The 24,658-nt window shown below is 67.3% G+C and carries 21 protein-coding genes, 1 tRNA gene and 1 pseudogene; 15 read left to right on the top strand and 8 right to left on the bottom strand.

All coding sequences use genetic code 11. From position 1 onward, the window contains the following. Positions 1–20 precede the first annotated feature (20 nt). The 3 genes from ACWPXK_RS27295 to ACWPXK_RS27285 form a co-directional block, all read right to left on the bottom strand. Positions 21–446 (bottom strand): hypothetical protein, encoded by a 426-nt coding sequence (locus tag ACWPXK_RS27295; protein ID WP_454199024.1) that lies wholly within the window; start codon positions 444–446, stop codon positions 21–23. 126 nt (positions 447–572) lie between these two features. Beyond that, positions 573–1,193, bottom strand: coding sequence for an arsenate reductase/protein-tyrosine-phosphatase family protein (locus ACWPXK_RS27290; RefSeq protein ID WP_454199023.1), 621 nt, complete (start codon positions 1,191–1,193; stop codon positions 573–575). Between the two features lie 1,002 nt (positions 1,194–2,195). Then, positions 2,196–2,279 (bottom strand) — tRNA-Leu (locus tag ACWPXK_RS27285). A 222-nt stretch (positions 2,280–2,501) separates the two neighbouring features. Between ACWPXK_RS27285 and ACWPXK_RS27280 the strand changes: the two genes are divergently transcribed. The 9 genes and pseudogenes from ACWPXK_RS27280 to ACWPXK_RS27240 all read left to right on the top strand — a co-directional run bounded on the left by ACWPXK_RS27280 (position 2,502) and on the right by ACWPXK_RS27240 (position 14,203). Next, positions 2,502–3,119, top strand: a complete 618-nt coding sequence (locus ACWPXK_RS27280; RefSeq protein ID WP_040777220.1) for an ANTAR domain-containing response regulator — start codon at positions 2,502–2,504, stop codon at positions 3,117–3,119. Between the two features lie 190 nt (positions 3,120–3,309). Then, positions 3,310–4,551 carry a branched-chain amino acid ABC transporter substrate-binding protein gene (locus ACWPXK_RS27275; protein ID WP_454199022.1) on the top strand — a complete coding sequence of 414 codons (1,242 nt, stop codon included), beginning with the start codon at positions 3,310–3,312 and terminating at the stop codon, positions 4,549–4,551. A 94-nt stretch (positions 4,552–4,645) separates the two neighbouring features. Beyond that, complete coding sequence (locus ACWPXK_RS27270) at positions 4,646–5,683, top strand: branched-chain amino acid ABC transporter permease (protein WP_454199021.1); 1,038 nt, start codon at positions 4,646–4,648, stop codon at positions 5,681–5,683. Next, on the top strand, positions 5,680–7,101 hold the full coding sequence (locus ACWPXK_RS27265) for a branched-chain amino acid ABC transporter permease (RefSeq protein WP_454199020.1): 1,422 nt from the start codon (positions 5,680–5,682) through the stop codon (positions 7,099–7,101). Before ACWPXK_RS27270 ends, ACWPXK_RS27265 begins: the two co-directional genes overlap by 4 nt. Beyond that, a pseudogene (locus tag ACWPXK_RS27260) lies at positions 7,098–8,042 on the top strand (ABC transporter ATP-binding protein); the annotation flags it as partial. The gene ACWPXK_RS27265 and the pseudogene ACWPXK_RS27260, both read left to right, overlap by 4 nt. A 195-nt stretch (positions 8,043–8,237) precedes the next feature. Further along, positions 8,238–8,933 carry an ABC transporter ATP-binding protein gene (locus ACWPXK_RS27255; protein ID WP_454199150.1) on the top strand — a complete coding sequence of 232 codons (696 nt, stop codon included), beginning with the start codon at positions 8,238–8,240 and terminating at the stop codon, positions 8,931–8,933. A gap of 50 nt (positions 8,934–8,983) precedes the next feature. Further along, positions 8,984–10,660: a DUF885 domain-containing protein gene (locus ACWPXK_RS27250; protein ID WP_454199019.1), complete on the top strand. Its 1,677-nt coding sequence runs from the start codon at positions 8,984–8,986 to the stop codon at positions 10,658–10,660. Positions 10,661–10,729: 69 nt separating this feature from the next. Next, complete coding sequence (polA, locus tag ACWPXK_RS27245) at positions 10,730–13,474, top strand: DNA polymerase I (protein ID WP_454199018.1); 2,745 nt, start codon at positions 10,730–10,732, stop codon at positions 13,472–13,474. 198 nt (positions 13,475–13,672) lie between these two features. Beyond that, a complete protein-coding gene (locus ACWPXK_RS27240; protein ID WP_454199017.1) occupies positions 13,673–14,203 on the top strand; it encodes a beta-class carbonic anhydrase in 531 nt (176 codons plus the stop codon). Here the strand turns inward: ACWPXK_RS27240 and ACWPXK_RS27235 are convergent. Beyond that, positions 14,160–14,471 carry a DUF6191 domain-containing protein gene (locus tag ACWPXK_RS27235; RefSeq protein ID WP_454199016.1) on the bottom strand — a complete coding sequence of 104 codons (312 nt, stop codon included), beginning with the start codon at positions 14,469–14,471 and terminating at the stop codon, positions 14,160–14,162. The genes ACWPXK_RS27240 and ACWPXK_RS27235 overlap by 44 nt on opposite strands. A gap of 427 nt (positions 14,472–14,898) precedes the next feature. Here ACWPXK_RS27235 and ACWPXK_RS27230 point away from each other — a divergent pair, with 427 nt between their 5' ends. Beyond that, positions 14,899–15,336 (top strand): 2-keto-3-deoxygluconate kinase, encoded by a 438-nt coding sequence (locus ACWPXK_RS27230; protein WP_454199015.1) that lies wholly within the window; start codon positions 14,899–14,901, stop codon positions 15,334–15,336. A gap of 123 nt (positions 15,337–15,459) precedes the next feature. Here ACWPXK_RS27230 and trxA read toward each other — a convergent pair whose 3' ends face one another. Both trxA and ACWPXK_RS27220 read right to left on the bottom strand, forming a co-directional pair. Continuing rightward, entirely contained in the window at positions 15,460–15,831 is a 372-nt protein-coding gene (trxA, locus tag ACWPXK_RS27225; protein WP_040777328.1) for a thioredoxin, read from the bottom strand. A gap of 47 nt (positions 15,832–15,878) precedes the next feature. Further along, positions 15,879–16,409, bottom strand: coding sequence for a 2'-5' RNA ligase family protein (locus ACWPXK_RS27220; protein ID WP_454199014.1), 531 nt, complete (start codon positions 16,407–16,409; stop codon positions 15,879–15,881). 79 nt (positions 16,410–16,488) lie between these two features. Between ACWPXK_RS27220 and ACWPXK_RS27215 the strand changes: the two genes are divergently transcribed. After that, positions 16,489–17,583 carry an isocitrate/isopropylmalate dehydrogenase family protein gene (locus tag ACWPXK_RS27215; RefSeq protein WP_454199013.1) on the top strand — a complete coding sequence of 365 codons (1,095 nt, stop codon included), beginning with the start codon at positions 16,489–16,491 and terminating at the stop codon, positions 17,581–17,583. 66 nt (positions 17,584–17,649) lie between these two features. Here the strand turns inward: ACWPXK_RS27215 and ACWPXK_RS27210 are convergent, their stop codons facing one another. Beyond that, positions 17,650–18,867 (bottom strand): DUF4062 domain-containing protein, encoded by a 1,218-nt coding sequence (locus ACWPXK_RS27210; RefSeq protein WP_454199012.1) that lies wholly within the window; start codon positions 18,865–18,867, stop codon positions 17,650–17,652. A gap of 700 nt (positions 18,868–19,567) precedes the next feature. On the opposite strand from ACWPXK_RS27210, the gene ACWPXK_RS27205 reads away from it, so the two are divergent. From ACWPXK_RS27205 to ACWPXK_RS27195, 3 genes are read left to right on the top strand one after another with little or no spacing between them, the layout of a single operon-like run. Then, a complete protein-coding gene (locus ACWPXK_RS27205) occupies positions 19,568–20,491 on the top strand; it encodes an ABC transporter substrate-binding protein (protein ID WP_454199011.1) in 924 nt (307 codons plus the stop codon). Positions 20,492–20,494: 3 nt separating this feature from the next. After that, the gene (locus ACWPXK_RS27200; RefSeq protein WP_454199010.1) at positions 20,495–21,454 is read left to right on the top strand and encodes an amino acid ABC transporter permease; all 960 of its coding nucleotides are present in this window, start codon (positions 20,495–20,497) and stop codon (positions 21,452–21,454) included. Positions 21,455–21,486: 32 nt separating this feature from the next. Further along, positions 21,487–22,239, top strand: coding sequence for an amino acid ABC transporter ATP-binding protein (locus ACWPXK_RS27195; protein WP_454199149.1), 753 nt, complete (start codon positions 21,487–21,489; stop codon positions 22,237–22,239). 25 nt (positions 22,240–22,264) lie between these two features. Here the strand turns inward: ACWPXK_RS27195 and ACWPXK_RS27190 are convergent, their stop codons facing one another. Then, on the bottom strand, positions 22,265–23,164 hold the full coding sequence (locus ACWPXK_RS27190) for a LysR family transcriptional regulator (protein ID WP_454199009.1): 900 nt from the start codon (positions 23,162–23,164) through the stop codon (positions 22,265–22,267). Between the two features lie 71 nt (positions 23,165–23,235). On the opposite strand from ACWPXK_RS27190, the gene ACWPXK_RS27185 reads away from it, so the two are divergent. After that, a complete protein-coding gene (locus ACWPXK_RS27185; RefSeq protein ID WP_454199008.1) occupies positions 23,236–24,591 on the top strand; it encodes an FAD-binding oxidoreductase in 1,356 nt (451 codons plus the stop codon). The last annotated feature ends 67 nt before the right edge of the window (positions 24,592–24,658 follow it).

The raw sequence follows: 24,658 nt of genomic DNA, 5'->3' as shown, positions 1-24,658 counted from the left end.
CGCCTTCGCTCGGCCCGGCTCTACAGCAGTTCGCGGTCGCGATCGATGTCGAGATCGACGTCGGTGCGTTGCGAGGCGCGGATCGAGGCCGGGATCTGCCGTCCCGGCTCGGTCCGCGCGAGTCCGGAGACCCCGCACAGCAGTTGCCGTTCCAGCGTGGCCACGTCGTCGTCGGTCAGCTGGTCCGGCGCCCCGACGAGGCTGAGCGCGATTTCGTACGTGCGGCGGTTTTCCGGTGCGCCGTCGAGCCGGTTCGTCGCGCAGTGGCTCGCCAGGGCCGCATGCGCCGGGTCGTCGGTATCGACCGGCAAGGTGAAGCGCCAGGCGAACACGTCGCGGTCGGTGAGATAGTCGTCCACCACCTCGCGCACGGTCTCGACGACGCGTTCCAGAGCTTCCGGTGTCACATAAACATGGAGCGAAACATCCGAAATTCGCTTCGGCATGTCTGATTCCTGTCCTGTGTCGAAGCAGCAACGGCGGAGAGAGTTGTCCGCGGGAGTGTAAACCGTCCAGGCCCGGAATGGACATAGCCGACTCGTGACAGGCGGGTCGGCCGGGTAGGTGACGTGTTATCGCGTGCGCTGGGCGGCGAGGAAGGTCGCCAGCGGCGCGCGTGACGCGCCGGGGCGGATCACCAGTCCAGTGCGCTCGTCGTCCTGTGTGCGGGGCTGCTCATGCGGCGCGAGCGCCAACAGCAGGGGCACCAGCGCCTCGGCGATGCGGTCACCGACCTCGCAGTACGCCTGGGCCGACAGCCCGACCGGGTCGGCGATGTTCTCCCGCCCGACCAGTGCGAGATCGTTGCGCGCGGTATGCAGTTCGGCGACCGTGCGTGCGCCGGTGACGTGGGCGATGCGGTGGGCTTCCAGCAGCGTGAAAGTGCGCGGACCGGCGCCGAAGGCCATTTCGATCGCTTGGTCGCGGATCTGCTCGGTCATCGCGAGGACCAAGTCGGCCTTGTCGATCATCTCCGGCTTCAGGCGCCGGGCCCGGAAGTTGGCCGGGTCGGCGCCGAGCCCGGCGATGGTCTGCGCGGCGAGTGGTTCGACCGGAAATCCCACCAGCGCACGGGTTCCCGCGCTTTCGGTGGTGAGGTGGGGCAGAGCGTGTTCGGCCGCCAAGGCGCGGGTGAGCCGCTCGGCGATTACCGACCGGCAAACGTTGCCGTTGCAGACGAACAGGACGTGCATACAAACACGATAATCCGCGCGGAGGTTACCAGAACGCCCCGATCCGGTAGTCCCAGGTGTGGGAACAACATATTCATCTGTTCGTAGTGCGCCGTACACGAAGCCCGCCGCTTTTCCGCCCTGGCCTGCGACGTACGTCACTTCCGCGGGTGATGCGGTTCGATTCCCCACACTTGTGGTACCCCGTGGCGGACGCAGCGAAACGCTGCATTGTGATTGCTTCGTGATATGACAAGTCTGCGCAGAGTACTCGGATTCGCCCTCGTAGTAAGGGGATTCGGGTACAACGGGCTCCAGCTCGGCGGGTCTGTCCTCGACGCGTGCGCGGGTGGTGAACCTCGGTCTGTGGAAGGGGGCCACGGGCGCGAACCGCGCGGGCCCGGTCGCGGGGTCCATGTCGTCGTCCATGGCGTCGATGCCGCCTCGCGGCGAAGTACGCCTCGTGCCAGAACCCGGTGCCGCCCGAGTCGCGCAGGAACTTGTGCCGCCACGCCGCCACACCGCGTCGCCTGCTCTGTAGCACAAACCAACGGAACCACATCCCCTGCGCGAAATTTATGAACGCAACTCGCGACCGCCCGTAACATTCGCCGACCGCAACACACGGAACAGTCGCACCGCACGACTCACGCGCAGGAGGCGGTGCCCCCACCGTGCCGAAGATGCATCCCGATCGAAACCGGAGCCCGGGGAAGACTCCGAAGGCTGCTGCCAAAGGGGCCCTGAGGTTGCACCCGCAGAGGACGCAACGAGCTCCCGTCCGGTGAGCGCTCGACGCAGACGAAGGCAGCTCTAGTTGTTGCTCACAACTGCCGGCCGCAACCCCGGATCGCACCAACGACGACACGAGACGCTTCAGCCCGACGCAACCACCCGCATGGGGGGTTCGGGGGGCGAAGCCCCGCCGAGCGGGGCCTGGGGGTTGCACCCCCAGAAGATATCGACGAGCTCCCTCAGGTGAGCGCTCTCCGCGAACAGAGGTCGCCCTGGGAGCTCGTCTCGTGCCGAGTGTGGGACTCGAACCCACACGTCCTTTCGGACAACGGTTTTTGAGACCGTCGCGTCTGCCAGTTCCGCCAACTCGGCGCACCGGGTGGAAACTATAGCGGGTGGGGTGCCGTGGAAGCGAATGGGTTGGTCTCGGCGCCCCGACCGCGCGGTTTGCGCAGGGTATATGCGTTCTATGCCGAAGTGAAAGGTACTCTTTACATCACTCGGCAGCCTGATGGTGTGCGGTGGTCGTCCGTGCGATCGCGGCCTATTTTCGGCGTGTCGGGTCAAGGGCATCGGAACCAGAGGGGTCTACCTATGAGCACAGCAGCTGGGGGCGCCGGCACCAAGCGGGACGCCGGGGCGAAGCGGGTCGTCGTCGCCGAGGACGAGGCGCTCATTCGCATGGATCTGGTCGAGATGCTGACCGAAGAGGGCTATCAGGTGGTCGGCGAGGCGGGCGACGGACAGCAGGCGGTCGATCTCGCGGTGGAGCACCGGCCGGATCTGGTCATCATGGACGTGAAGATGCCGCGCCGGGACGGGATCGACGCTGCGGCGGAGATCGCGTCCAAACGTGTTGCGCCCGTGGTTATCCTGACCGCGTTCAGCCAGCGTGATCTGGTGGAGCGGGCGCGCGACGCGGGTGCGATGGCCTACCTGGTGAAGCCGTTCACCAAATCGGACCTGGTGCCGGCCATCGAATTGGCGGCCAGCCGCTTCCATGAGATCACCGCGCTGGAGAGCGAGGTGGCGAATCTGGCCGATCGGCTGGAGACGCGGAAGCTGGTCGAGCGCGCCAAGGGTGTGCTGATGCAGACTCAAGGCCTTTCGGAGCCACAGGCGTTCAAGTGGATTCAGCGCACCGCAATGGATCGGCGCACGACCATGAAGGCGGTCGCGGAAGTCGTGTTGGAGAACCTGACGCCGAAGTGACATCGGTGCGCGCGCGGCGGGAAAATTTACGCGGTCGAAACGCGGTCGTGAACAAGAATTCGACACAATGTCGCGCGCATGATCCGAATGTGATGCGGAACTAACGTACCGACGCTATGTTCTGACCGGGCTGACGTGGTCGGCCTCCTCGGCGAGCCCGGGGGAGCACAGAACTTAGATGAGGTGAATCGTGCTTAGTTCGACATGGCGCAGTCGATCGACGCGAGGTGTTCTGGCCGTCGGCGCTGCCGCCGCGCTGGTGCTGACCGGTTGTGCCGACAAATCCACCAGCAGCGGTTCGGATTCCTCGGGCACCAATGGCGCGGGTGGCCTGTCCATCCAGCCGGTTTTGCAGGTCGACCAGCAGGGCAAGGAGGTGCCGAAGGCCGACGCCGCCACGGCGGCCGATCCCGCGGGCGACGGTAAGGCGACCTGTGCGCCGGGTACCGCGATCGCCATGGCGGGCGCGCTGACCGGCCCGGACGCCGCACTCGGCATCAATATCGTCAACGGCGTCAAGCTGGCCCTCGATCAGCACAACAAGGCCAACCCCGGCTGCAAAATCGAGCTGAAGCAGTTCGACACCGAGGGTGACCCGCAGAAGGCCACCCAGGTGATCCCGCAGATCGTCAACGACAGGTCGATCATCGGACTGGTCGGCCCCGCGTTCTCCGGTGAGACGAAGGCGACCGGCAAGATCCTCAGCGATGCGGGCCTGGTCTCGGTCACCTCGTCGGCGACCAACGCGACGCTGACCCAGAACGGCTGGACCACCTTCTTCCGCGGCCTGGCCAACGACGACGTGCAGGGCCCGTCGGTGGCGAAGTACCTGGTCAACACCGCGGGCTACAAGAAGGTCTGCGTCATCCAGGACAACACCGACTACGGCACCGGCCTGGCGAAGTCGATCACCGAGGGCTTGGGCGCCGCGGCCGATCCGGCCTGTGCCGCCAGCATCAAGAAGGGCGACAAGGACTTCTCCGCGACGGTCACCAAGGTGGCGGGCGCGAATCCGGACGCCATCTTCTACTCCGGCTACTACTCCGAGGCCGCGCCGCTGGCCCAGCAGCTGAAGTCCGGTGGCGTGAAGGCGGTCTTCGTGTCCGCCGACGGCACCAACGACCCGCAGTTCGTCGCGCAGGCGGGCAGCGCGGCCAAGGGCGCGAAGCTGTCGTGCCCGTGCGGTCCCGCCCCGGAGAAGTTCGCCAAGGACTACGAGGCGCTCAACGGTCAGGCGCCCGGTGTCTATTCGGTCGAGGCGTATGACCTGACCGCCATCCTGGCCAAGGGCATCGACGGCGGTAAGGTGACCCGCCCGGATCTGCTCGAGTATGTGCGGACGTACGACGGTGCCGGCCTCGCGCGTCAGTACAAGTGGAATCCGAACGGTGAGCTGTCGAACGCGCTGATCTGGGTGTACGAGGTCAAGTAGCTCTGGGACTCGGACGTACGGCACGTACCGGGGTTCGTGCGAACCCCGATACGTGCCGTTGTTCGGCGGGCGAATGGATGAGGGCAAGAAATAAATGAAATCAACGGCATTGGCCGGTGGGGCACAACTCCTCGGCGGCTCGATCGACTTCAACTACGAGGGGTTGATCGATAGTTTCTGGCGACTGACCGTCGACGGAGTGACCTATGGCGCCATCTATGCCTTGGTCGCCGTGGGCTATACGTTGGTCTACGGCGTATTGCGCCTGATCAATTTCGCCCATTCGGAAATCTTCATGCTCGGCTTGTTCGGGCAATTGATCGGGTTGATGATCTTCGGATTCGTCGCGAGTCCCGATGTCTACACCCAGGGTGTCGTGCTCACCGTCGTCTATCTGGGATTGGCGATGGTCGTGGGCATGCTGGTATCCGGCGGTGCGGCCGTCGGATTGGAACGGGCGGCCTATCGGCCGCTGCGTAAGCGGGGCGCCAAACCGCTGGCCTTCCTGATCACCGCGATCGGCATGTCGTTCGTGCTCCAGGAACTGGTGCACTTCGTGCTGCCGAAGATCCGCTCCGACCTCGGCGGTACCAACGCGCAGCAGGCGATCCGGCTCGTCGAGCCCACCGTGCAGTTCAGTTTCGGCGGCGCGGACGTCACCAACATCATGCTGCTCATCGTGTTCGCCGCGGTGGTGCTGGCGATCGTCACCGAGGTCCTGATCAACCAGACCAAGTTCGGGCGCGGCATCCGGGCCGTGGCCCAGGACCCGGACACCGCGACGCTGATGGGTGTTTCGCGGGAGCGGGTCATCATGCTCACCTTCCTCATCGGCGGCGTGCTCGCGGGCGCGGCGGCGATGCTGTACACGCTCAAGATCCCGAACGGGATCATCTACTCCGGCGGATTCATCCTCGGCATCAAGGCGTTCAGCGCCGCGGTGCTGGGTGGCATCGGCAATCTGCGCGGCGCCCTGCTCGGCGGCCTGCTGCTCGGTGTGGTGGAGCAGTACGGCCAGATCCTGTTCGGCACCGAATGGCGCGACGTGGTCGCGTTCGTGGTGCTGGTTCTTGTGCTGATGGTTCGCCCGACCGGCATCCTCGGCGAGAGTCTCGGAAGGGCACGCGCATGACCGACACGACCAAGACGGCGGGGCCCGCGCCGGACACCGCGCGCCACGGCCTCGGCGACGCGATCCGCACCTGGTGGGACGGCCTGAGCAGGCCCGCGCAGTGGGGCGTCGGCGTCCCGATTCTTCTCCTGCTTGCGCTGCTGCCGCTGTTCCCTCCGCCGCTGCTGAACACACCCTCCTACAACTTCGGCCTGGTGATGGCGCAGGTGGCGATGTACGCGCTGCTGGCGATCGGCCTCAACGTGGTGGTCGGTCAGGCGGGCCTGCTCGACCTCGGCTACGTCGGGTTCTACGCCGTCGGCGCGTACACCGTCGGCCTGCTCACCAGCCCCAACAGCCCGTGGAACCAGACCGACGGCGGCTGGCTGGATCCGGAGTGGGCGTGGCTGGCCTGCCTGCCCCTCGCGGTGGCGGTGACCGCCGTCTCCGGCTTGATCCTCGGTTCGCCGACGCTGCGCCTGCGCGGTGACTACCTGGCGATCGTGACGCTCGGCTTCGGTGAGATCGTTCGGCTGCTGGCGGAAAACCTCACCGAGATCACCAACGGCAGCCTCGGTCTGTCGGGTGTGGCCTACCCGCATGTCGGCGAATCCGAGAGCAGGCCGGAAGGCGTGTTCTCCGGCGGCAACAGCGGGGACCCGGACGCCGCGAACCTCCTCGACCGCGCCAGCTACGGCACCTATTGGTACTGGCTCGGCATGGCGCTGGTGGTGCTCGTGCTGCTGATGGTCGGCAATCTGGAGCGCAGCCGGGTCGGCCGCGCCTGGGTGGCAATCCGCGAGGACGAGGACGCGGCCGAGATCATGGGCGTGCCGACGTTCAAGTTCAAGCTGTGGGCGTTCATGATCGGCGCCGCGGTGGGCGGCATGTCCGGTGCGATCTACGCCGGACAGGTGCAGTTCATCAACCCGACCGGGTTCAACATCATCAACTCGATGCTGTTCCTGTGCGCGGTGGTCATCGGTGGTCAGGGCAACAAGCTCGGCGTGATCTTCGGCGCGTTCGTCATCGCCTATCTGCCCGCGCGACTGCAATCGGTGAACCTGGTGAGCAACGAGTCCACCGGGTACGTCCTGCTGGCGATCGACGTCGCGGTGTTCGTCGCGCTGATCGTCGTCTGGCGGCTGTGGGCCGACCGGCTCGGCGCGTGGCCGCGCCGCGGGGTGATCACGGGAATGGTGGCCAGCGGCGTGCTGGCGCTGCTGCTGCTCGGCAGCGTGTTGCTGTTCCGCAAGGGCGGCGCGCAATCGCTGGGTGACCTCAAGTATCTGTATTTCGGTATCGCGTTGGTGGTGATGATGATTCTGCGTCCGCAGGGTCTGTTCCCGGTGCGGCAGAAGCTGCTCACCTACGGCAGGCAGGTGTATCAGGCCGTGCGCAGACCGGCCGTGCGCGAGCCGATCGGAGTAGGACGATGACCGGGCCGGGCGCGGGTGACGCGCTGTTCGACAACGAGGACATGGCGGCGGGCTATGCGCCCCCACCGGAGGTCCAGAGTGCGGGCACGGTCGATGTGACCGCGGTGATCCCGGATCTCGCCGACTCCCAAACGGTCGCGGAAGTCGTTGCGCCACATCGGGTCATCGAGACCGCGGTGGGCGAACCGCTGTTGCGCACCGAGGGCCTGACGGTGAAGTTCGGCGGTCTCACCGCCCTGGACGACGTGAGCTTCCAGATCCGTCGCGGCGAGATCCTCGGCCTCATCGGTCCCAACGGCGCGGGCAAGACCACCTGCTTCAACGCGATCACCGGCGTCTACCAGCCCGCCTCCGGACTGGTGTACTTCGACGGGAAGCCGCTGACGAAGACCAAGCGCAATGCGATCACCCGCCTCGGCATCGCGCGCACGTTCCAGAACGTGCGGCTCTTCGGTGAGATGACCGCGCTGGAGAACGTGGTGGTCGGCACCGACGCGCGGCACAAGACCTCGGTGCCAGGTGCGGTGTTCCGGACGCCGCGGCATCGGCGCGAGGAACGCGACGCCATCGAACGCGGCATGGCGTTGCTGGAGTTCGTCGGCATCGCCCCGCGAGCGGTGGAGAAGGCGCGCAACCTCTCCTACGGCGACCAGCGCCGCCTGGAGATCGCTCGTGCGCTGGCCACCGAGCCGAAGCTGCTGTGCCTGGACGAGCCGGCGGCCGGGTTCAACCCGAGCGAGAAGTCCGCGCTCATGGACCTGATCCGCAAGATCCGCGACGACGGGTTCACGGTACTGCTGATCGAGCACGACATGCGGCTGGTCATGGGCGTGACCGACCGGATCGTGGTGCTGGAGTTCGGCCGCAAGATCGCCGACGGCCTGCCCGCGGACATCAGGGAGAACCCGGCCGTGATCGCGGCGTATCTCGGCGTGCCGGATACCAACGCGGTCGAATCAAATGCTGTCCCAGGCGGATCCGGTGCTGCCGCAGAGGAAGGCGGTGCGTCCGGCACACAGTCCGGGCCGCGGCCGGTGCCGGGCAAGCCGACGGCCGACAAGCCCTTCGTACCGCCCGAGACGCCGGGCAAGTCCACCGATTCCGGTGCGGCCGCCCCGCTGCTCGAAGTCGAGGACATGGTCGTCAACTACGGCAGAATCCAAGCGCTGCACGGCATCTCGCTGACCGTCGCGGAGGGCGAACTGGTCACCCTGCTCGGCGCCAACGGCGCGGGCAAGACGACGACCATGCGCGCCATGTCCGGACTGCTGCCGCTGACCCGCGGGCGAATCCTGTTCGAGGGCCGCGACATCACCCATATGAAGGCGCACGAACGGGTGACCAGCGGCCTGATCCAGGCGCCGGAGGGCCGGGGCGTGTTCCCCGGCATGACGGTGCAGGAAAACCTCGACATGGGTTGCTACGGACGGGTTTTCAAGCAGAAGGCCGAGTACGACCGGACGCTGGAGTGGGTTTTCGAGCTGTTCCCGCGGCTGCTCGAGCGGCGCAAACAGGTCGGCGGCACGCTCTCCGGCGGTGAGCAGCAGATGCTGGCCATCGCCCGCGCGCTGATGGCCCGGCCGCGGCTGCTGCTGCTCGACGAGCCGTCGATGGGCTTGGCGCCCATGGTGATCCAGCAGATCTTCCGGATCATCAGCGAGATCAACCAGCAGGGCACCACCGTGCTGCTGGTCGAGCAGAACGCCCAGCAGGCGCTGGCCCGCAGCCACCGTGCCTACATCATGGAGACCGGCGAGGTCACCAAGACCGGCCGCGGCGGCGAACTGCTCACCGATCCCGCGGTGAAATCGGCGTATCTCGGCGTGGGTTAGGCGAGCCGAGTCCGGTGCCGCGCGGCCCGGCTCGAGGCATGATCGTGACCATGGATGGTCACGACGAGCTGATGAGCTTGGCCGAGCGGTACTGGGACAGTGTGCTGGAGGCGGCGCCGAGCGAGGCGACCATGCTCGGCGACCGCCGCTTCGACGACCGGATCGAGGATCTGTCCGCCGAGGCGGAGCAGCGGTTGCTCGCGACCTGGCGCGAGCTGCTGCGCGCGGTGGACGCTCTCGACGCCGACCGGCTGAACCCGACCGATCGCATCACCCGCAGTCTGCTGCGCACCGAGTTGGGCGGCGCGGTCGAGCACGCGGAGTGGCGGCCGGTCGAGATGGCGTCCGACCAGATGAACGGCGTGCACGCCGGGATATTGATGATGGCGCCGCAGACCAACGCGCCGCGCCCGGAGAACGCGCTGGCGCTGGTCCAGCGCTACCGGCAGTTCGGCACCATGCTCGGCCAAGCCGTGGAACGGTTCCGGTCGGGTGTGGCCGCGGGGCGCGCGCCCGCCCGGATCACCATCGAGCGCTCGCTCAACCAGCTCGACGGCTACCTGGACTCGGCTCTCGCCGCCGATCCGTTCGTCACGTTCGCCGGACCGGACGACTGGGACGGCGAGGCCGCCTGGCGGGCCGAATTGGCCGAGGTGGCAAAGGATGTCATCCGCCCGGCGTTCCAGGCCTACCGCGACGCGCTGTACGACGAACTGCTGCCCGCCAGCCGCCCCGACGACAAGCCGGGCCTCTGCTGGCTCGGCTCCGACGGCGGCGACATCTACCGACGGCTGCTGCGCCACCACACCACGCTGCCGGATCTCGGCGCCGAGGAGATCCACGAACTGGGCCTCAGCGAACTGGCGAAGCTGCGCGAGGAGTACGCCACGGTGGGCGAGCGGCTGTTCGGCACGGGGGATCTCGGCGAGGTGTTCGCCCGGCTGCGCGACGATCCCGCGCTGTGCTACGAGGATGCCGAGCAGATCATGTTCGACGCGCGCCGGGCGCTGTCACTGGCCACGGCCGAGATGGGGAACTGGTTCGGACGGCTGCCGAAGGAATCCTGCGACATCGTGCCGGTGCCGGAGTTCCTCGCCGCGGACGCGCCCGCGGCCTACTACTTCCCGCCCGCCGCCGACGGATCCCGGCCCGGCACCTACTTCGTCAACCAGCACCACCCCACCGGCCGCGGCCGTTACGAGACCGCGTCGGTGGCCTACCACGAGGCGATCCCCGGCCACCACCTCCAGCTCACCATCGCCAACGAGCTCGACCACCTGCCGCGCTTCCAGCGTCAGTCCTTCGCCAACACCGCTTTCGTCGAAGGCTGGGCCCTCTACACCGAGCGGCTGGCGGACGAAATGGGTTTGTACGAGAACGATCTGGGCCGCCTCGGCATGCTGGCGGGGGATTCGTGGCGCTCCTGCCGTCTGGTGGTCGACACCGGTCTGCACGCGAAAGGCTGGACCAGGCAGGAGGCCATCGACTTCATGGTGGCGAACGCACCGGTCGGGCTCGCCGAGATCACCGTGGAGGTGGATCGCTACATCGCCATGCCGGGGCAGGCGGTCGGCTACAAGGTGGGCCAGCTGGAGATCCGGCGCCAGCGGGTGGCCGCCCACGAGCGGCTCGGCGCGGATTTCGACATCAAGGCCTTCCACGACGTGGTGCTCGGTTCGGGGTCGGTGAGCCTGCCGGTGCTGCGCGAGCTGGTCGCCGCGCTGTGAGTGAGCGCAGCGAGCGAACCATCGACACGGCGTATCGGCTTGTCGGTGGCGGTCCCTAGACTCTGGAGCGTGAGTTCACCCACGACCGCTCCGCGTCCCGCCACCGCGTCCGGCTCCAGCGATCCCGGGTCGGGCGACCGGCCGACGCTGCTGCTGCTGGACGGTCATTCGATCGCCTACCGCGCGTTCTTCGCGCTACCGGCGGAGAACTTCAAGACGGTCACCGGGCAGACCACGAACGCGGTGTACGGCTTCACCGCGATGCTGATCAATCTGCTGCGCGACGAGAAGCCGACGCACGTGGCCGCGGCGTTCGACGTGTCGCGCCAGACTTTCCGCGCCGAGGCGTACCCGGAGTACAAGGCCAACCGCACCACCACGCCGGACGAGTTCCGCGGGCAGGTCGAACTCACCAAGGACGTGCTCGGCGCGCTGGGCATTCCGGTGATGGCGATCGAGGGCTTCGAGGCCGACGACATCATCGCCACGCTCACCACGCGCGCATCGGCCGAGGGCTTCCGCGTACTCATCGTCACCGGCGACCGGGACGCCATCCAGCTGGTCGGCGAGAACGTCACCGTGCTGTACCCGCGCAAGGGCGTCTCCGATCTGACCAGGTTCACCCCCGACGAGGTGATGGCCAAGTACGGCCTCACACCGAACCAGTACCCCGACTACGCGGCGCTGCGTGGCGATCCGAGCGACAATCTGCCGGGCATCCCCGGCGTCGGTGAGAAGACCGCCGCCAAGTGGATCCGCGAGTACGGCGACCTGAACGCCCTGGTCGACAAGGTCGACGAGGTGAAGGGCAAGGTCGGCGACGCGCTGCGGGCCAACCTGAGCAGTGTGGTGCTCAACCGCCAGCTCACCGAGTTGATGCGGGACGTGCCGCTGCCGTACACGCCCGACCAGCTGGCGCAGGGGCCGTGGGATCGGGAGAAGATCCACCGATTGTTCGACGATCTCGAGTTCCGCGTGCTGCGCGACCGGCTGTTCGAGACGCTGGCCCCGCCGGAACCCGAGGCGGAGGCCGGTTTCGAGATCAGCGGCGGCGCGCTGGAGATCGGCGCCGTCGCCGCGTGGCTCGCCGAGCACGCGAAAGCCGGTGTGCGCCATGGCGTCTCGGTCGTCGGAACGGGCATTCCGGCACGCGGTGACGTGCGTGCGCTCGCCATCGCGGCCGCTGACGGCGAGAGCGGCTACATCGACGTCACCGTGCTCACCCCGGAGGACGAGGCCGCGCTCGGCGCATGGTTCGCCGATCCGGCCGTGCCCAAGGCACTGCACGAGGCGAAGGCCGCCGTGCACGCGCTCCGCGGCCGCGGCTGGACCCTCGACGGGCTGACCAGCGACACGGCGCTGGCCGCCTACCTGGTCCGCCCCGGCCAGCGCACCTTCAACCTCGACGATCTCTCGCTGCGCTACCTGCACCGGGAGTTGCGCGCCGAGGCCGCCGCGACCGCGCAGCTGTCCCTGCTCGACGAGGAGGACACCGTCGACGCCGAACTGGCGCGGGCGCAGATGCTGCGCGCCCGCGCCGTCGCCGACCTGGCCGACGCGCTGGATGAGGAGCTGCGCGAGATCGAGTCCACGCCGCTGCTCGCCGATATGGAGCTGCCGCTGCTCGGCGTGCTGTCCACCCTGGAGGACGCGGGTATCGCGGTGGACACCGACCAGCTGGCGACGTTGCAGCGGCAATTCGCCGACCGGGTCACCGAGGCGGCCAACGCGGCCTACGACGTGATCGGCAAGCAGATCAACCTGGGTTCGCCCAAGCAACTGCAGGTGGTGCTGTTCGACGAGCTGGACATGCCGAAGACCAAGCGCACCAAGACCGGCTACACCACCGACGCGGACGCGCTGGAGTCGCTGTTCGAGAAGACCCAGCACCCGTTCCTGGAGCACCTGCTCGCGCACCGCGACGCCACCCGGCTCAAGGTCACCGTCGACGGCCTGCTCAAGTGCGTCGCCGAGGACGGGCGCATCCACACCACGTTCAACCAGACGATCGCCGCGACCGGCCGGTTGTCCTCGACCGATCCGAATCTGCAGAACATCCCGATCCGCACCGACACCGGACGGCAGATCCGCGACACCTTCGTGGTCGGCTCCGGCTACGAGTCGCTGATGACCGCGGATTACAGCCAGATCGAGATGCGGATCATGGCGCACCTGTCCGGGGACGAGGGCTTGATCGAGGCGTTCAACTCCGGTGAGGACCTGCACAGCTTCGTCGCGTCGAAGGCGTTCGACATCCCGATCGCCGAGGTGACTCCGGAGTTGCGCCGCCGGATCAAGGCGATGTCCTACGGCCTGGCGTATGGGCTGAGTTCCTATGGACTGTCGGCGCAGCTGAAGATCAGCACCACCGAGGCGAAGGAGCAGATGGAAGTCTACTTCGCCCGCTTCGGCCGGATCCGCGACTACCTGTACGAGGTGGTCGAGCAGGCGCGCAAGGTCGGCTACACCGAGACGCTGTTCGGCCGTCGCCGCTACCTGCCGGATCTGGACTCCAGCAACCGGCAGCGCCGGGAGGGGGCCGAGCGGATGGCGCTCAACGCCCCGATCCAGGGCACCGCGGCCGACATCATCAAGGTCGCGATGATCAACGTGCACCGGGCGATGCGGTCGGCCGGGCTGCGTTCCAGGATGTTGCTGCAGATCCACGACGAGTTGCTGTTCGAGGTCGCGGAAGGGGAGCGGGAGACGTTGCAAGCGCTGGCGCGCGAACAGATGTCCTCGGCGATCGCCCTGTCGGTGCCCTTGGAGGTCTCGGTGGGCGTCGGCCGGAGCTGGGACGCCGCCGCGCACTGAAAACCCGCGAAACCCACCGAGCGGACATGCCGGGTCCGACCGCACGGGCCCGGCATTCGGCTTGCCGGGAGCTATCATCGGCTCGCCGCGCCAGTGAACGAATCACCGCGAACGGGACGGGTGTCCCGCCGCGCGCGGGCATCTACCGTCAGGCTGGTCATAGAGGGATTCACGCATACCGAGCGCAGGGGATGGCCCATGACTGTCACCGATGAATACCTGGCGAACAACGCGGCGTACGCGAGCGCCTTCCAAGGCCCCCTGCCTTTGCCGCCCTCGAAGGGCGTGGCCGTGGTCGCGTGCATGGATGCGCGGCTCAACGTCTACGGAGCGCTCGGCATCGCGGAGGGCGAGGCACACGTCATCCGCAACGCGGGCGGTGTGGTGACCGCCGACGAGATCCGCTCGCTGGCGATCAGTCAGCGGTTGCTCGGCACCAGGGAGATCATCCTGATCCACCACACCGATTGCGGCATGCTCACTTTCACCGACGACGCCTTCAAGGCCGCCATCCAGGAGGAGACCGGGATCAAGCCGGAGTGGTCGGTGGAGTCGTTCTCGGACCTGGAAACCGATGTGCGCCAATCGATCGCGCGCATCATCGCCAGCCCGTTCGTGCCGCACAAGGACGCCATCCGCGGCTTCGTCTTCGATGTCGCCACCGGCGAGCTGAACGAGGTGGATCTCACCGCGGCGGGCGAACGACCAGACGCGCTGACCCGGAGGTGAGATCCACCTCGTCGCGCGGCGGCGCGCCGTCGGATTTGTCTTCCTTGTGCATCAGCGTCGTCATCCGCTGCTCGAATTCATAATGCTTGGCGCCCTGGAAGACCGCCGTCACCTCTTCGAAGCCCGCGGCCGACACCGGGCGGCCCGACCGTTTGCGTGTCCACGGCAGCACGCGGCTTCCGGTGAGCTTGTTCCACATGACTTCCGCGAAGGCGAGCGCGATGAGAAGGAGGGACAGACCCGGGATGGTCATGGCGATGAGACCCATGTCGGCAACGCTACCTTCGCTGCGCCCGCAACGGCCTGAACTGCGCGAATGGTACTCGTCAGTAGACAAATCGGGCACCGGATGTGGTTGCTATTGCGCCGCGATTTCCCTATCCTCGATCGCGTGCCGAATCCCGCCGACCGCCACAGCGCAGCGCTCCGTGTCGCAGACCGCGACCGCGCTGTGTCGATGGCGTCGCTGACCGGGCCCTCCGTGGTTACGGAGGCTACCGCCTCCGGGCCGGAGGTTCGTGCCGGGCTAGTTCCGCTTACCGCGATGGCGGCGCAGCATCGTCGAGCTCTCGTAGTAACCCGCCGTAGCGGGGTCTGATCCGGGCCGGCCCCCTCGCTGCGGGCTGTTATGACTTGTTAGTGCTGGTCCCCTCTGTCAACTGATCCACGACATTCTCCGGGAAGACCTACTTTCAATGACCATCCTGTCTCTCGACACCGACATGTTCCATGCCGCCGCTCCCAGGGGTCTGCGGGCCGAAAGCGCCGGACTCACCTCGGCGGAGTTCCACCGCCGCTACTGCGAGCACAATGGCCCCATCCGCCTCGGTGACTGGTCGCCCGCGGGCAGCCGCACCGCCGAGTTCACCGCCACCCTGGAGTTCGCCGGGCACCTGCGGACCGTCGTCGCCGCCGGCAGCCCGGTCGCGGCGCTGACCTCTGCCCTCTACGACGAGGGATATCCGGTGGAGATCCTGCAGTTCCACCAGCGGCGCACCGCGAGTGGCACCGCCACCTTCGTGCAGTGCGAGTGCGACGGCAGGCGCGGCTGGGGCGCCGCCATCGCCGACGACGGAGCCGAGTCGACGGTGCGCGCGATGATCGCGGGCGTCAACCTGCTCGGCGTGTCCTGATTCGAAGCGTGCCATCCGGGTGCGGACGCAGATCAGGCCCGGACTCGGACTGCCTCCCACAGGGCGTCCCGGGTCCGGGCCTGGCGTCGAATCAGTATGGCGCGGGAACTTACCGCGCCACGGTCACTGCTGACCGGCCTGCTGCTCGGCGAGCTGCTTGCGTACCTCGTCCATGTCCAGCGCCTTGACCTGGGTCACCAGATCCTCGAGCGCGGCGGGTGGCAGCGCGCCGGGCTGCGCGAACACCAGCACGCCCTCCCGGAAGGCCATGATGGTCGGGATCGAACGGATGTTGGCGGCCGCCGCGAGGCCCTGTTCGGCTTCGGTGTCGACCTTTCCGTGCACCACGTCGGGGTGCTTGTCGGAGGAGGCCTCGAAGGTCGGTGCGAAACTCTTGCACGGGCCGCACCAATCGGCCCAGAAATCGACGAGTACCACGTCGTTTCCGGTGACTACCTCGTCGAAATTCTGCTGGGTCAGCGTCTGGGTGGCCATGACGTCCTCTCGTTTCGATGTGCCAGCTATAACGCGGGCTGCCTCGGTTATCTTCCACGGCGGACCCGGCCGACCGGCCACTCGCGCCGCTGATCACCATCCCATCGACGGATACCCAGCACGGTCGCCGGAAAATCGCGGTCCCGCGCGACGGCGTGGATCGCCTCGCCGAGCTGGTGCGGCGGCACCCGCCTGGCCAGCGTGATGTGCGGTGTCCAGGCGTCCGGGTGCAGATTGGCCGGAATGCCGGGGCAGGGCGAGATCGTGTGGAAGATGCGCCGGTGCAGCGCAAGCAGCGGCTCCGACGGCACCACCAGCCGCACCAGGATGGGGCGGCGCGCACCGAAGACCACCAGCCCGCCCAGGCGCACCGCGATCGGCGAGAAGGCCTGCTCGTCCAACGCCTGCTCGATGCGTGGCCAGACCTGCTTCGCCACCGCGGCGGTGATGTGCGGGCGGTTGGCCTCGTCGGTGCGCGCGCCCAGGCTCGGCACGCCGGCCTCCGCCAGCATCCGCCACTGCTGGCGGATCTCCGCGTCGGCGGCGTCATCGAGGAGGAGTTCGACCGACTGCACCATGGTCCCCTGAAGGTAACCGCCTCCGGTGCCGTCGCGGGCCGGTTCCGCCGCCGGAGCACCGCGGCGGGAGGATGTTCCGGTGAACGACGCGAACACACCCCGTGCGGCTCTGCGGCTCGGCCTGATCGACGGCGACGGCATCGGGCCCGAGGTGGTGCGCGCAGCCGGGCAGGTGGTCGACGAGGCACTGTCGGCGGTCGGCGCGGCGCCGGTCGAGTGGGTGCCCCTGGCGATGGGACACCGCGCCATCGCCGAATTCGGTACGCCGCTGCCCGAGCAGACACTCGACGCGCTCGACGGCGTGGACGGCTGGATTCTCGGCCCGCACGACAACGCGTCGTACCCCGCCGAACATCGCGGCGCGGTCGCACCGGGCGGCGCCATCCGCAAACGCTTCGATCTCTACGCCAACATCCGCCCCGCGCGGGCGTTCGCAGGCGTGCACGCGACGGCCCCGGACATTGATCTGGTGATCGTCCGGGAGAACAGCGAGGGCTTCTACGCCGATCGCAATATGTTCGCGGGCACGGGTGAGTTCCAGCCGACACCGGACATCGCGATGTCCGTCGCCCTGGTGACCCGCGCCGCCTGCGAGCGGATCGCGCATCAGGCATTCCGGCTGGCCGCGGCGCGGCGCAAGCGGGTGACCATCGTGCACAAGGCCAACGTGCTGCCGCTGACCATGGGACTGTTCCGGGACGTCTGTTACGAGGTGGCCCGGTCCTATCCGGGTGTCGAGGTCGACGACGAGCATGTCGACGCGGCCGCCGCGCATCTGGTTCGCGCCGCCGCCGACTATGACGTGCTGGTCACCGAGAACCTGTTCGGCGACATCCTCTCCGACCTGGCCGGGGAGTTGAGCGGCTCGCTCGGATTGGCCGCGTCGCTGAACTGTTCCGCGACCAAGGCCATGGCCCAGGCCGTGCACGGTGCCGCCCCTACGCTTGCCGGGCACAATCGCGCGAACCCGGCCGCGCTACAACTGTCGTCGGCGATGTTGTTGCGGTGGTTGGCGGCCAGGGACGGGGAAGCGGCATTCGCCCGGGCGGGCGAGCGGATCGAGCGCGCCGTCGCCGCGACGTTCGAAGTGGGCATCGCCACCGCCGACCTCGGCGGACTGGCTTCGACCAGCGAATTCACCGAGCAGGTGTGCGCCAGGGTGCGCAGGAGGTAGTCCAGGCGGACCTGTTGCCGCGACCAGTCCCGCGGCATGCGGCGATCAGCGGTTGAGGCCCGGTGCTCACGGGAGTTGCCACGCCAGGCGATATGTCCGCATGTATCTGGGGTCGGTCGTCCGGAACGTCATAGAATGATAGGTGGTGTCGTCGATCTCGACATGACCTTGCTCGTAACTCTCCCCTGGCGAGTGCGTATCGAAAAAGTCGATTTGGCCGTGGAATCCGTGGCGCGTGCCCAACGGTGTCATGCCCAGAGCGGTGGGTAGCTGGACCTTCATGCTGAGCTCGCGGGTCGGGTAGGCGATCTTGTACGAGTAGAAATCGAAGGAGCGGGAGCCGAGCGGGGTGTCGGCGGTTGCCTGCCGGATCTGATCAGCGGTGGCGAACCGATAATTCGGGAAAATGCCGGATATTCGCAGATCTGCTTCCTCGTTTTGGCGAAGTGGCGGATCGAATGCCACATCGACCGTGTACGCCGTTCCGGTGTTCTTGCGCGCGTGCCTGAGTACGGCTGTGCCCGGTCCGGTGCGGATGGCCGTATCGAGACGCAGGGCAGGAGGGTTCGCCGGGTCGAAGGGAACGAGTCTGTCGCTCGACTTGGTAAACGTGAGTGGTACCGTCGCCAGGCCTTGCGTCAGATTCGATCTGATGATTCTCCGGGTCGCGTAGTGGAGATCGAGATTGTCCCCGACGTAACTCGACCGCTCGTAGCGGTGCGTAGTATCGACCAGCAATACTATCCGGCTGAAAGCGCTTTCGTCGGTGATCACGGGATCCGGAGTTCCGCGGACCCAACCTGCGATGGTGTGGTTCTCCTTCATGTGCCCGATCGAGGAGAGGAGAGCGGTGACCAAATCGGTCTCGGAGTCCCACATGATGCAGTCGTGGCCGTTCAATACCTCTTGCCGGAAGGCTTGCAGTTGCCGATACCGGGCATCGTCTGTTTCGCCCTTGTCCCGAGGCAGTGTCTCGATCGACCGGCGCATCAGGACAATGCTCGGCTTCCCGAGCTTTCTGGATTCACGATATTCGCGGTGCGTCCACGAGATATTGGTTGAAGGATCGATGGATCCATAGCGGCCGGCCAGGAGAAATATCGAGAAGTCCGCTGATTTCAGGCAGTCCATGATGGAGTTCCATTGTCCCGCTCCGGTCGACGGGAAGAACTCCATGCCCAGTGGCATCGTGCGCACGTGCAAACAGTTTCGCTGCAATAGCTCTCGCTCGATGACCAGGTCGGTGTACGTGGAAGACACAAAAGCCGTATAAATACGCTCCATACCTACCTGCTATGACTGGGGCGGCAAGGATTTGCCGGCGGTGGCCGGCGTCAAGGCTACTGTTCGAAAAGCCATGGTGCATCCGAAATGCCCCACATGTCGGACGGGCGGGATGATCACGGAGTCTAATGAGCGCCCGGCATCAATCCATTTGCCGACCGACCAGAAGCTTTTGTTTCTGTTGTGACGATTGATGCAAACGGGGTTGGGCGAACAGCAAGTCCTCGGTCACCGCAGCGATTCCCCTGGAAGAAATGGAGGAAGTCGATGGTCTCGGATATTTCGGTCCCTTTTCGGATGGGTTTCGGTGAGCACGTCTCTGTCGCGAGGGGCTTTGCGTCGGCAATGTTCTCGGCCGGAGATTTGCCGCCACTGCCGGATGTAGTTGTCGGTCGCCTGCTCGGCATTGGCCTGCGCCTGCCCGGTCGGACGCGGACCCGGACCCGGACCGCTGACGCGCACACACTTGCGCGGTCACTGCGCCGCCGGACCATCAACCGCTCGTCGACGTGCGCTTCGCATCCCAAAGCCGCTGGTCACGGAGCAAGCGGGTAGGGTGTCGCGGCGATGTACCGGCACGCGAGACGGCAGGGCAGTTCGCAACGACTTCGTGTCGCTGTTCCGTCACTGCCCAGCGCGAACCGTCCCGGTCGCTTAGATTGCCAAACGGGTGGTGACGCCCGGGTTGCGTGTATCCGAAATGTGGAGGACTGCTGTGTCTGATCGATCGTTTCTCGGCAGGCGCGCCCTGCGGGCCGCACTGGGTGTGCTCGCCGCGGGCGCGCTGGTGCTGACGGGCTGTACCACGAATACCGAGGAGTCCGGCCCCTCGGTGCCCAAGGTGCAGGTGGACAAGGTCGACGAGATCGCCGCGCAACTCCCCGACAAGATCAAGCAGTCGGGCAAGATCGTCGTCGGCGTGAACATCCCCTATCAGCCCAACGAGTACAAGGACGCCAGCGGCCGGATCGTCGGGTTCGACGTTGACCTGATGGACGCGGTCGCCGACGTGCTCGGCGTCGAGGCCGAATACGTCGAGTCGGCCTTCGAGAAGATCATCCCGGCGATTCAGGCGGGCACCTACGACGTGGGCATGTCCTCGATCACCGACTCCAAGGAACGCGAACAGCAGGTCGACTTCACCACCTACTTCAACGCGGGCATCCAGTGGGCCCAGCAGAAGGGCAAGCCGGTCGACCCGGAGAACGCGTGCGGCAAGAAGGTCGCCGTGCAGGCCACCACCGTGGAGCACACCGATGAGGTGCCCGCCAAGAGCGCCAAGTGCGTCGCCGAGGGCAAGCCCGCCATCGATATCAAGCCGTTCGACGAGCAGAGCGCCGCGACCAACGCGCTGATGCTCGGTCAGGTCGACGCCATGTCGGCCGACTCCCCGGTGACGGCGTACGCGATCAAGCAGAGCGACGGCAAAATCGAGAACGCGGGCCCGGTATTCGATTCCGCGCCGTACGGCTGGGCGGTGGCCAAGGGCGCGCCGCTGGCCGCGGTGTTGCAGAAGGCCGTCCAGCACCTGATCGACAACGGTAAGTACCTCGAGATCACGAGGAATTGGGGTGTCCAGGAAGGCGCCATCACCAAGTCCGTGATCAACGGCGCCGTGAACTGATCGATGGCCGACAACGATACCCGGCCGGCGCCCGGCGACCCCGGGCCCGACGGGGCGGATTCGACGCGGGAGCCGGAGCCGATCAAAGCGGTTCCGCTGCGCAGGCCCGGTCGCTGGATAGCGGCGGCGGTCATCCTGGTCTTGGTGGGGCTGTTCGTCTACGGTGCCGCGACGAACCCGGCGTACCGCTGGGATACCTACGGGAAGTATCTGTTCGACAGCCGGATCACCGCCGGTGCCCTCGTCACGCTGGAATTGACCGTGCTCGCGATGGGCATGGCCGTCGTGCTCGGGACGGTACTGGCCGTGATGCGCCTGTCGCCGAACCCGGTCCTGCGTGCCTCGGCGTGGGTGTACCTGTGGATCTTCCGTGGCACGCCGGTGTTCGTGCAGTTGGTGTTCTGGGGGCTGTTCCCCTCGCTGTATCGGCAGATCCACCTCGGCGTTCCGTTCGGACCGCAGTTCTTCGAGCTCGACGTGCAGGGACTCCAAGCGGCGTTCACCTTCGCCGTGATCGGCCTCGGCCTCAACGAAGCCGCCTACATGGCCGAGATCGTCCGGGCGGGCATCAATTCGGTCGGTGAAGGACAGCGGGAAGCGTCCATCGCGCTCGGCATGTCCTGGAGCCAGACCATGCGCAGGACCGTTCTGCCGCAGGCCATGCGGGTGATCATTCCGCCGACCGGCAACGAGCTCATCGGCATGCTGAAGACCACCGCGCTGGTTACCGCCATCCCGCTGAGCACCGACATCTTCGGCCGGGCGCGCGATATCTACGGCGTGAACTTCCAGCCGATTCCGCTGCTGCTGGTCACCGCCACCTGGTATCTGGCGATCACCAGTGTGCTGATGGTCGGGCAGTACTATCTGGAGCGCTATTACTCGCGCGGCGTTTCCCGGCAGCTGACCGCCAAGCAGCTGCAGGAACTCGCCGACGCCCAAGCGGTGGTGAAGGCGAAATGAGCACCGATCTCGGAAAGACCACGCCTGCGCCGATGATCGTCGCGGATCGGGTGTGCAAGAACTTCGGTGCGTTGCAGGTCCTCAAGGGCGTCTCGCTCGAGGTGGGCCGGGGCGAAGTGCTGTGCGTGATCGGGCCGTCCGGCTCCGGCAAGTCCACTTTCCTGCGCTGCATCAACCACCTCGAGCAGGTGAACGCGGGCAGGCTGTACGTCGACGGCGAGCTGGTGGGCTACCAGGAGAAGAACGGCAAGCTCTACGAACTGCATCCGCGCGAGGCGGCAAAGCAGCGCCGCGAGATCGGCATGGTGTTCCAGCACTTCAACCTGTTTCCGCACCGGACCGCGCTGGAGAACCTCATCGAGGCGCCCACGCAGGTCAAGAAGATCCGCAAGGCGGAGGCGGTGACCAGAGCGCGGGAACTGCTGGCCCGGGTCGGCTTGGCCGAGAAGGCGAACGCCTACCCGGCGCAGTTGTCCGGCGGCCAGCAGCAGCGCGTGGCCATCGCCCGTGCGCTGGCCATGGACCCGAAGCTCATGCTGTTCGACGAACCCACTTCCGCGCTGGACCCGGAGCTGGTCGGCGAGGTGCTCGCCGTGATGCGGGAACTCGCGGAGTCGGGCATGACGATGGTCGTGGTCACCCACGAGATGGGTTTCGCGCGGGAGGTCGCCGACCAGTTGGTCTTCATGGACGGCGGCGTGGTCGTGGAGGCGGGGCCGCCCCGTGAGCTGCTGGCGAACCCGCGGCACGAGCGCACCAAGGCCTTTCTTTCGAGGCTGCTCTGAACTGGGCGCAGCGCACCCGAGCTCTTTATGTGTCTGCGCGCAAGGCGATTCGCAGCTGGCCGAGTAGCACTTTCGCCGCCGGGCTGCCGGGGCGGTCGGTGCGCCAGGCCAGCGCGAGACGTCCGCGCAGTTCGGGCTCGATGATCCGCACGGTCCGCACCCCGAAGGCCACGGACTCCTCGGCGGTGAGCGCAGGCACCACGGCGACGCCGAGGCCGCGCGCGGCCAATCGCAGCAGCAGCGGAGGTGCGGCCGCCTCGTAGGCGATGGTCGGTTCGAATCCCGCCGCGGCGCAAGCACGCTGGAACACGCCGCGGATGCCGGTGCCCGAGGGAAGGCAGATCACCGGATGCTCACGCAGCGCGGTGAGCGGGATCTCCGCGCCGTAGTCGGTGTCCGCCGCTGGGACCGCGGCCACCACCGCCGTCTCCAGCACCACGTCGATGCCGATGCCGGGATCCAATTCCGCACCGGTCAGTCCGATCAGCGCGATATCCAGCTCCCCCCGGCCGAGGGCGGCGAGCATCCGCTCGGAGGTGTCCTCGGTGAGACTGATGCCGACCTGCGGATGGTCGTCGTGGAAATCGGCGAGTACGGCGGCGACATCGAATTCCTCGACCGCCGCGCCCGAGATGAGGCCGACCCGGACCTGTCCGCGCAGCAGGCCGGTGAACTCGTCCACCGTCCGGGTGATCCGCTCGGCGGTGGCCAGCGCCGCCTCCGCGTGTTCCAGCACGGCGGCGCCGACCTCGGTGAGCGTCACGGTGCGCCCGCCGCGGTCGAACAACGGCTGGCCTAGTTCGCGTTCCAGTTGCCGGATCTGCGCGCTGAGCCCGGGCTGGGCCAGATGCAGCCGGGCCGCGGCGCGGGTGAAGCTCCCCTCGTGCGCGACCGTGACGAAGTAGCGAAGCTGACGCAATTCCATAACCGTTGATTCTAGTATCTAGAAAAACTATCTGTTTTACTTCTTGTTCGCGGTAGAGCATCGTCGGAGTCATGGGAAACAACGCCGCACAGACCATCGACATCGACGCCTTCGCCGGCCCGGTCTTCCGTCCGGGCGAACCGGACTATGACGCGGAGATCGCCGGTTTCCAGACCGCCTACACCCACCGACCCGCGCTGATCGTCGGCGCGGTACACGCCGAGGACGTGCGCGCCGCGGTGGAATACGCCGCGCGGCACGATCTTCCGATCGCCGTGCAGGCCACCGGGCACGGGCTGTCGGTCGCGGCCGACGGGGGAGTGCTCATCAGCACCCGCCGGATGACGCGCATCCGGATCGATCCGGCGAACCGGACGGCACACATCGGCGCGGGTGTGCGCGCGGGCGCGCTGGTCGAGGCGGCGGCCGAGCACGGGCTCGCGCCGCTGAACGGTTCGTCGCCCTCGGTCGGCGTGGTTGGCTACCTGCTCGGCGGCGGGGTCGGGCTGCTCGCCCGGCGGTTCGGATACGCCGCCGAGCACGTGCGGGCGATCGAGTTGGTCACCGCCGACGGCCGGGTGCGCACGCTGACGCCCGGCGACGAGCTGTTCGGCGCCGTGCTCGGCAGCGGAGGCAACTTCGGCGTCATCACGGCGCTGGATGTCGAGCTGGTTCCCCTCACCGAGGTGTACGGCGGGCAGCTGGTATTCGACACACCACTGGTCGAACGAGCGCTGGACGCGTGGCGGCGGTGGACCGCGACCGTGCCGGACGAGCTGACCTCGACGGTCACCATGCTCGCCTTCCCGGATATCCCCCAGGTGCCCGGGCCGCTGCGCGGGCGGTACGTCGCCTCCATCCGGATCGCCTTCACCGGCCCGGCCGAGGAGGGCGAGCGCCTGGTCGCACCGCTGCGCGCGGTCGGCGACCGGCTGAAAGACGACCTGCGCGCGATGCCCTACACCGAGTCGCACACCATCCACAGCGACCCTGACCATCCGCACGCCTACGCCGCCACCAACGCGCTGCTCGGTGCGTTCACCGAAGACGCGGCCGCCGCACTGCTGGCCGCCGCCGGTCCGGAGTCCGGCGCGGGGGCGGTCATCGACGTCCGTCATCTCGGCGGGGCGCTGGCTCGTCCGGGCGGCGCCGGAATCGCGGTGGACCATCGCGAGGCCGAGTACATCGTGCGGATCATCACCGGACCCGAAGACGCCGCGACCAGGGCCGGGATCCGTGCCGCGCTGGCGCCGTGGACTCTGGGGCACAGCCTGAATTTCCTCTACGGCGCGGGCGGCGAAGCCGACGAGGCGCAGACCCGCGCGGGCTATCGGCCCGAGACCTACGCGCGGCTGGCCGCGCTCAAGGCGGAGCACGACCCGCGCAACCTGTTCCGTTTCAACCGCAATATCCGGCCCGCCCGCTGACGCCCGTCGCGCCGTCGCGCTCTGGCCTGCGCGACGGCGGGATGCTATCTTCGTGATATCACTCTGA

Source organism: Nocardia sp. Marseille-Q1738, assembly GCF_965283145.1.
Note: the sequence above shows the minus strand (reverse complement) of the source record. Positions and strands in the feature narration are given on the sequence as shown.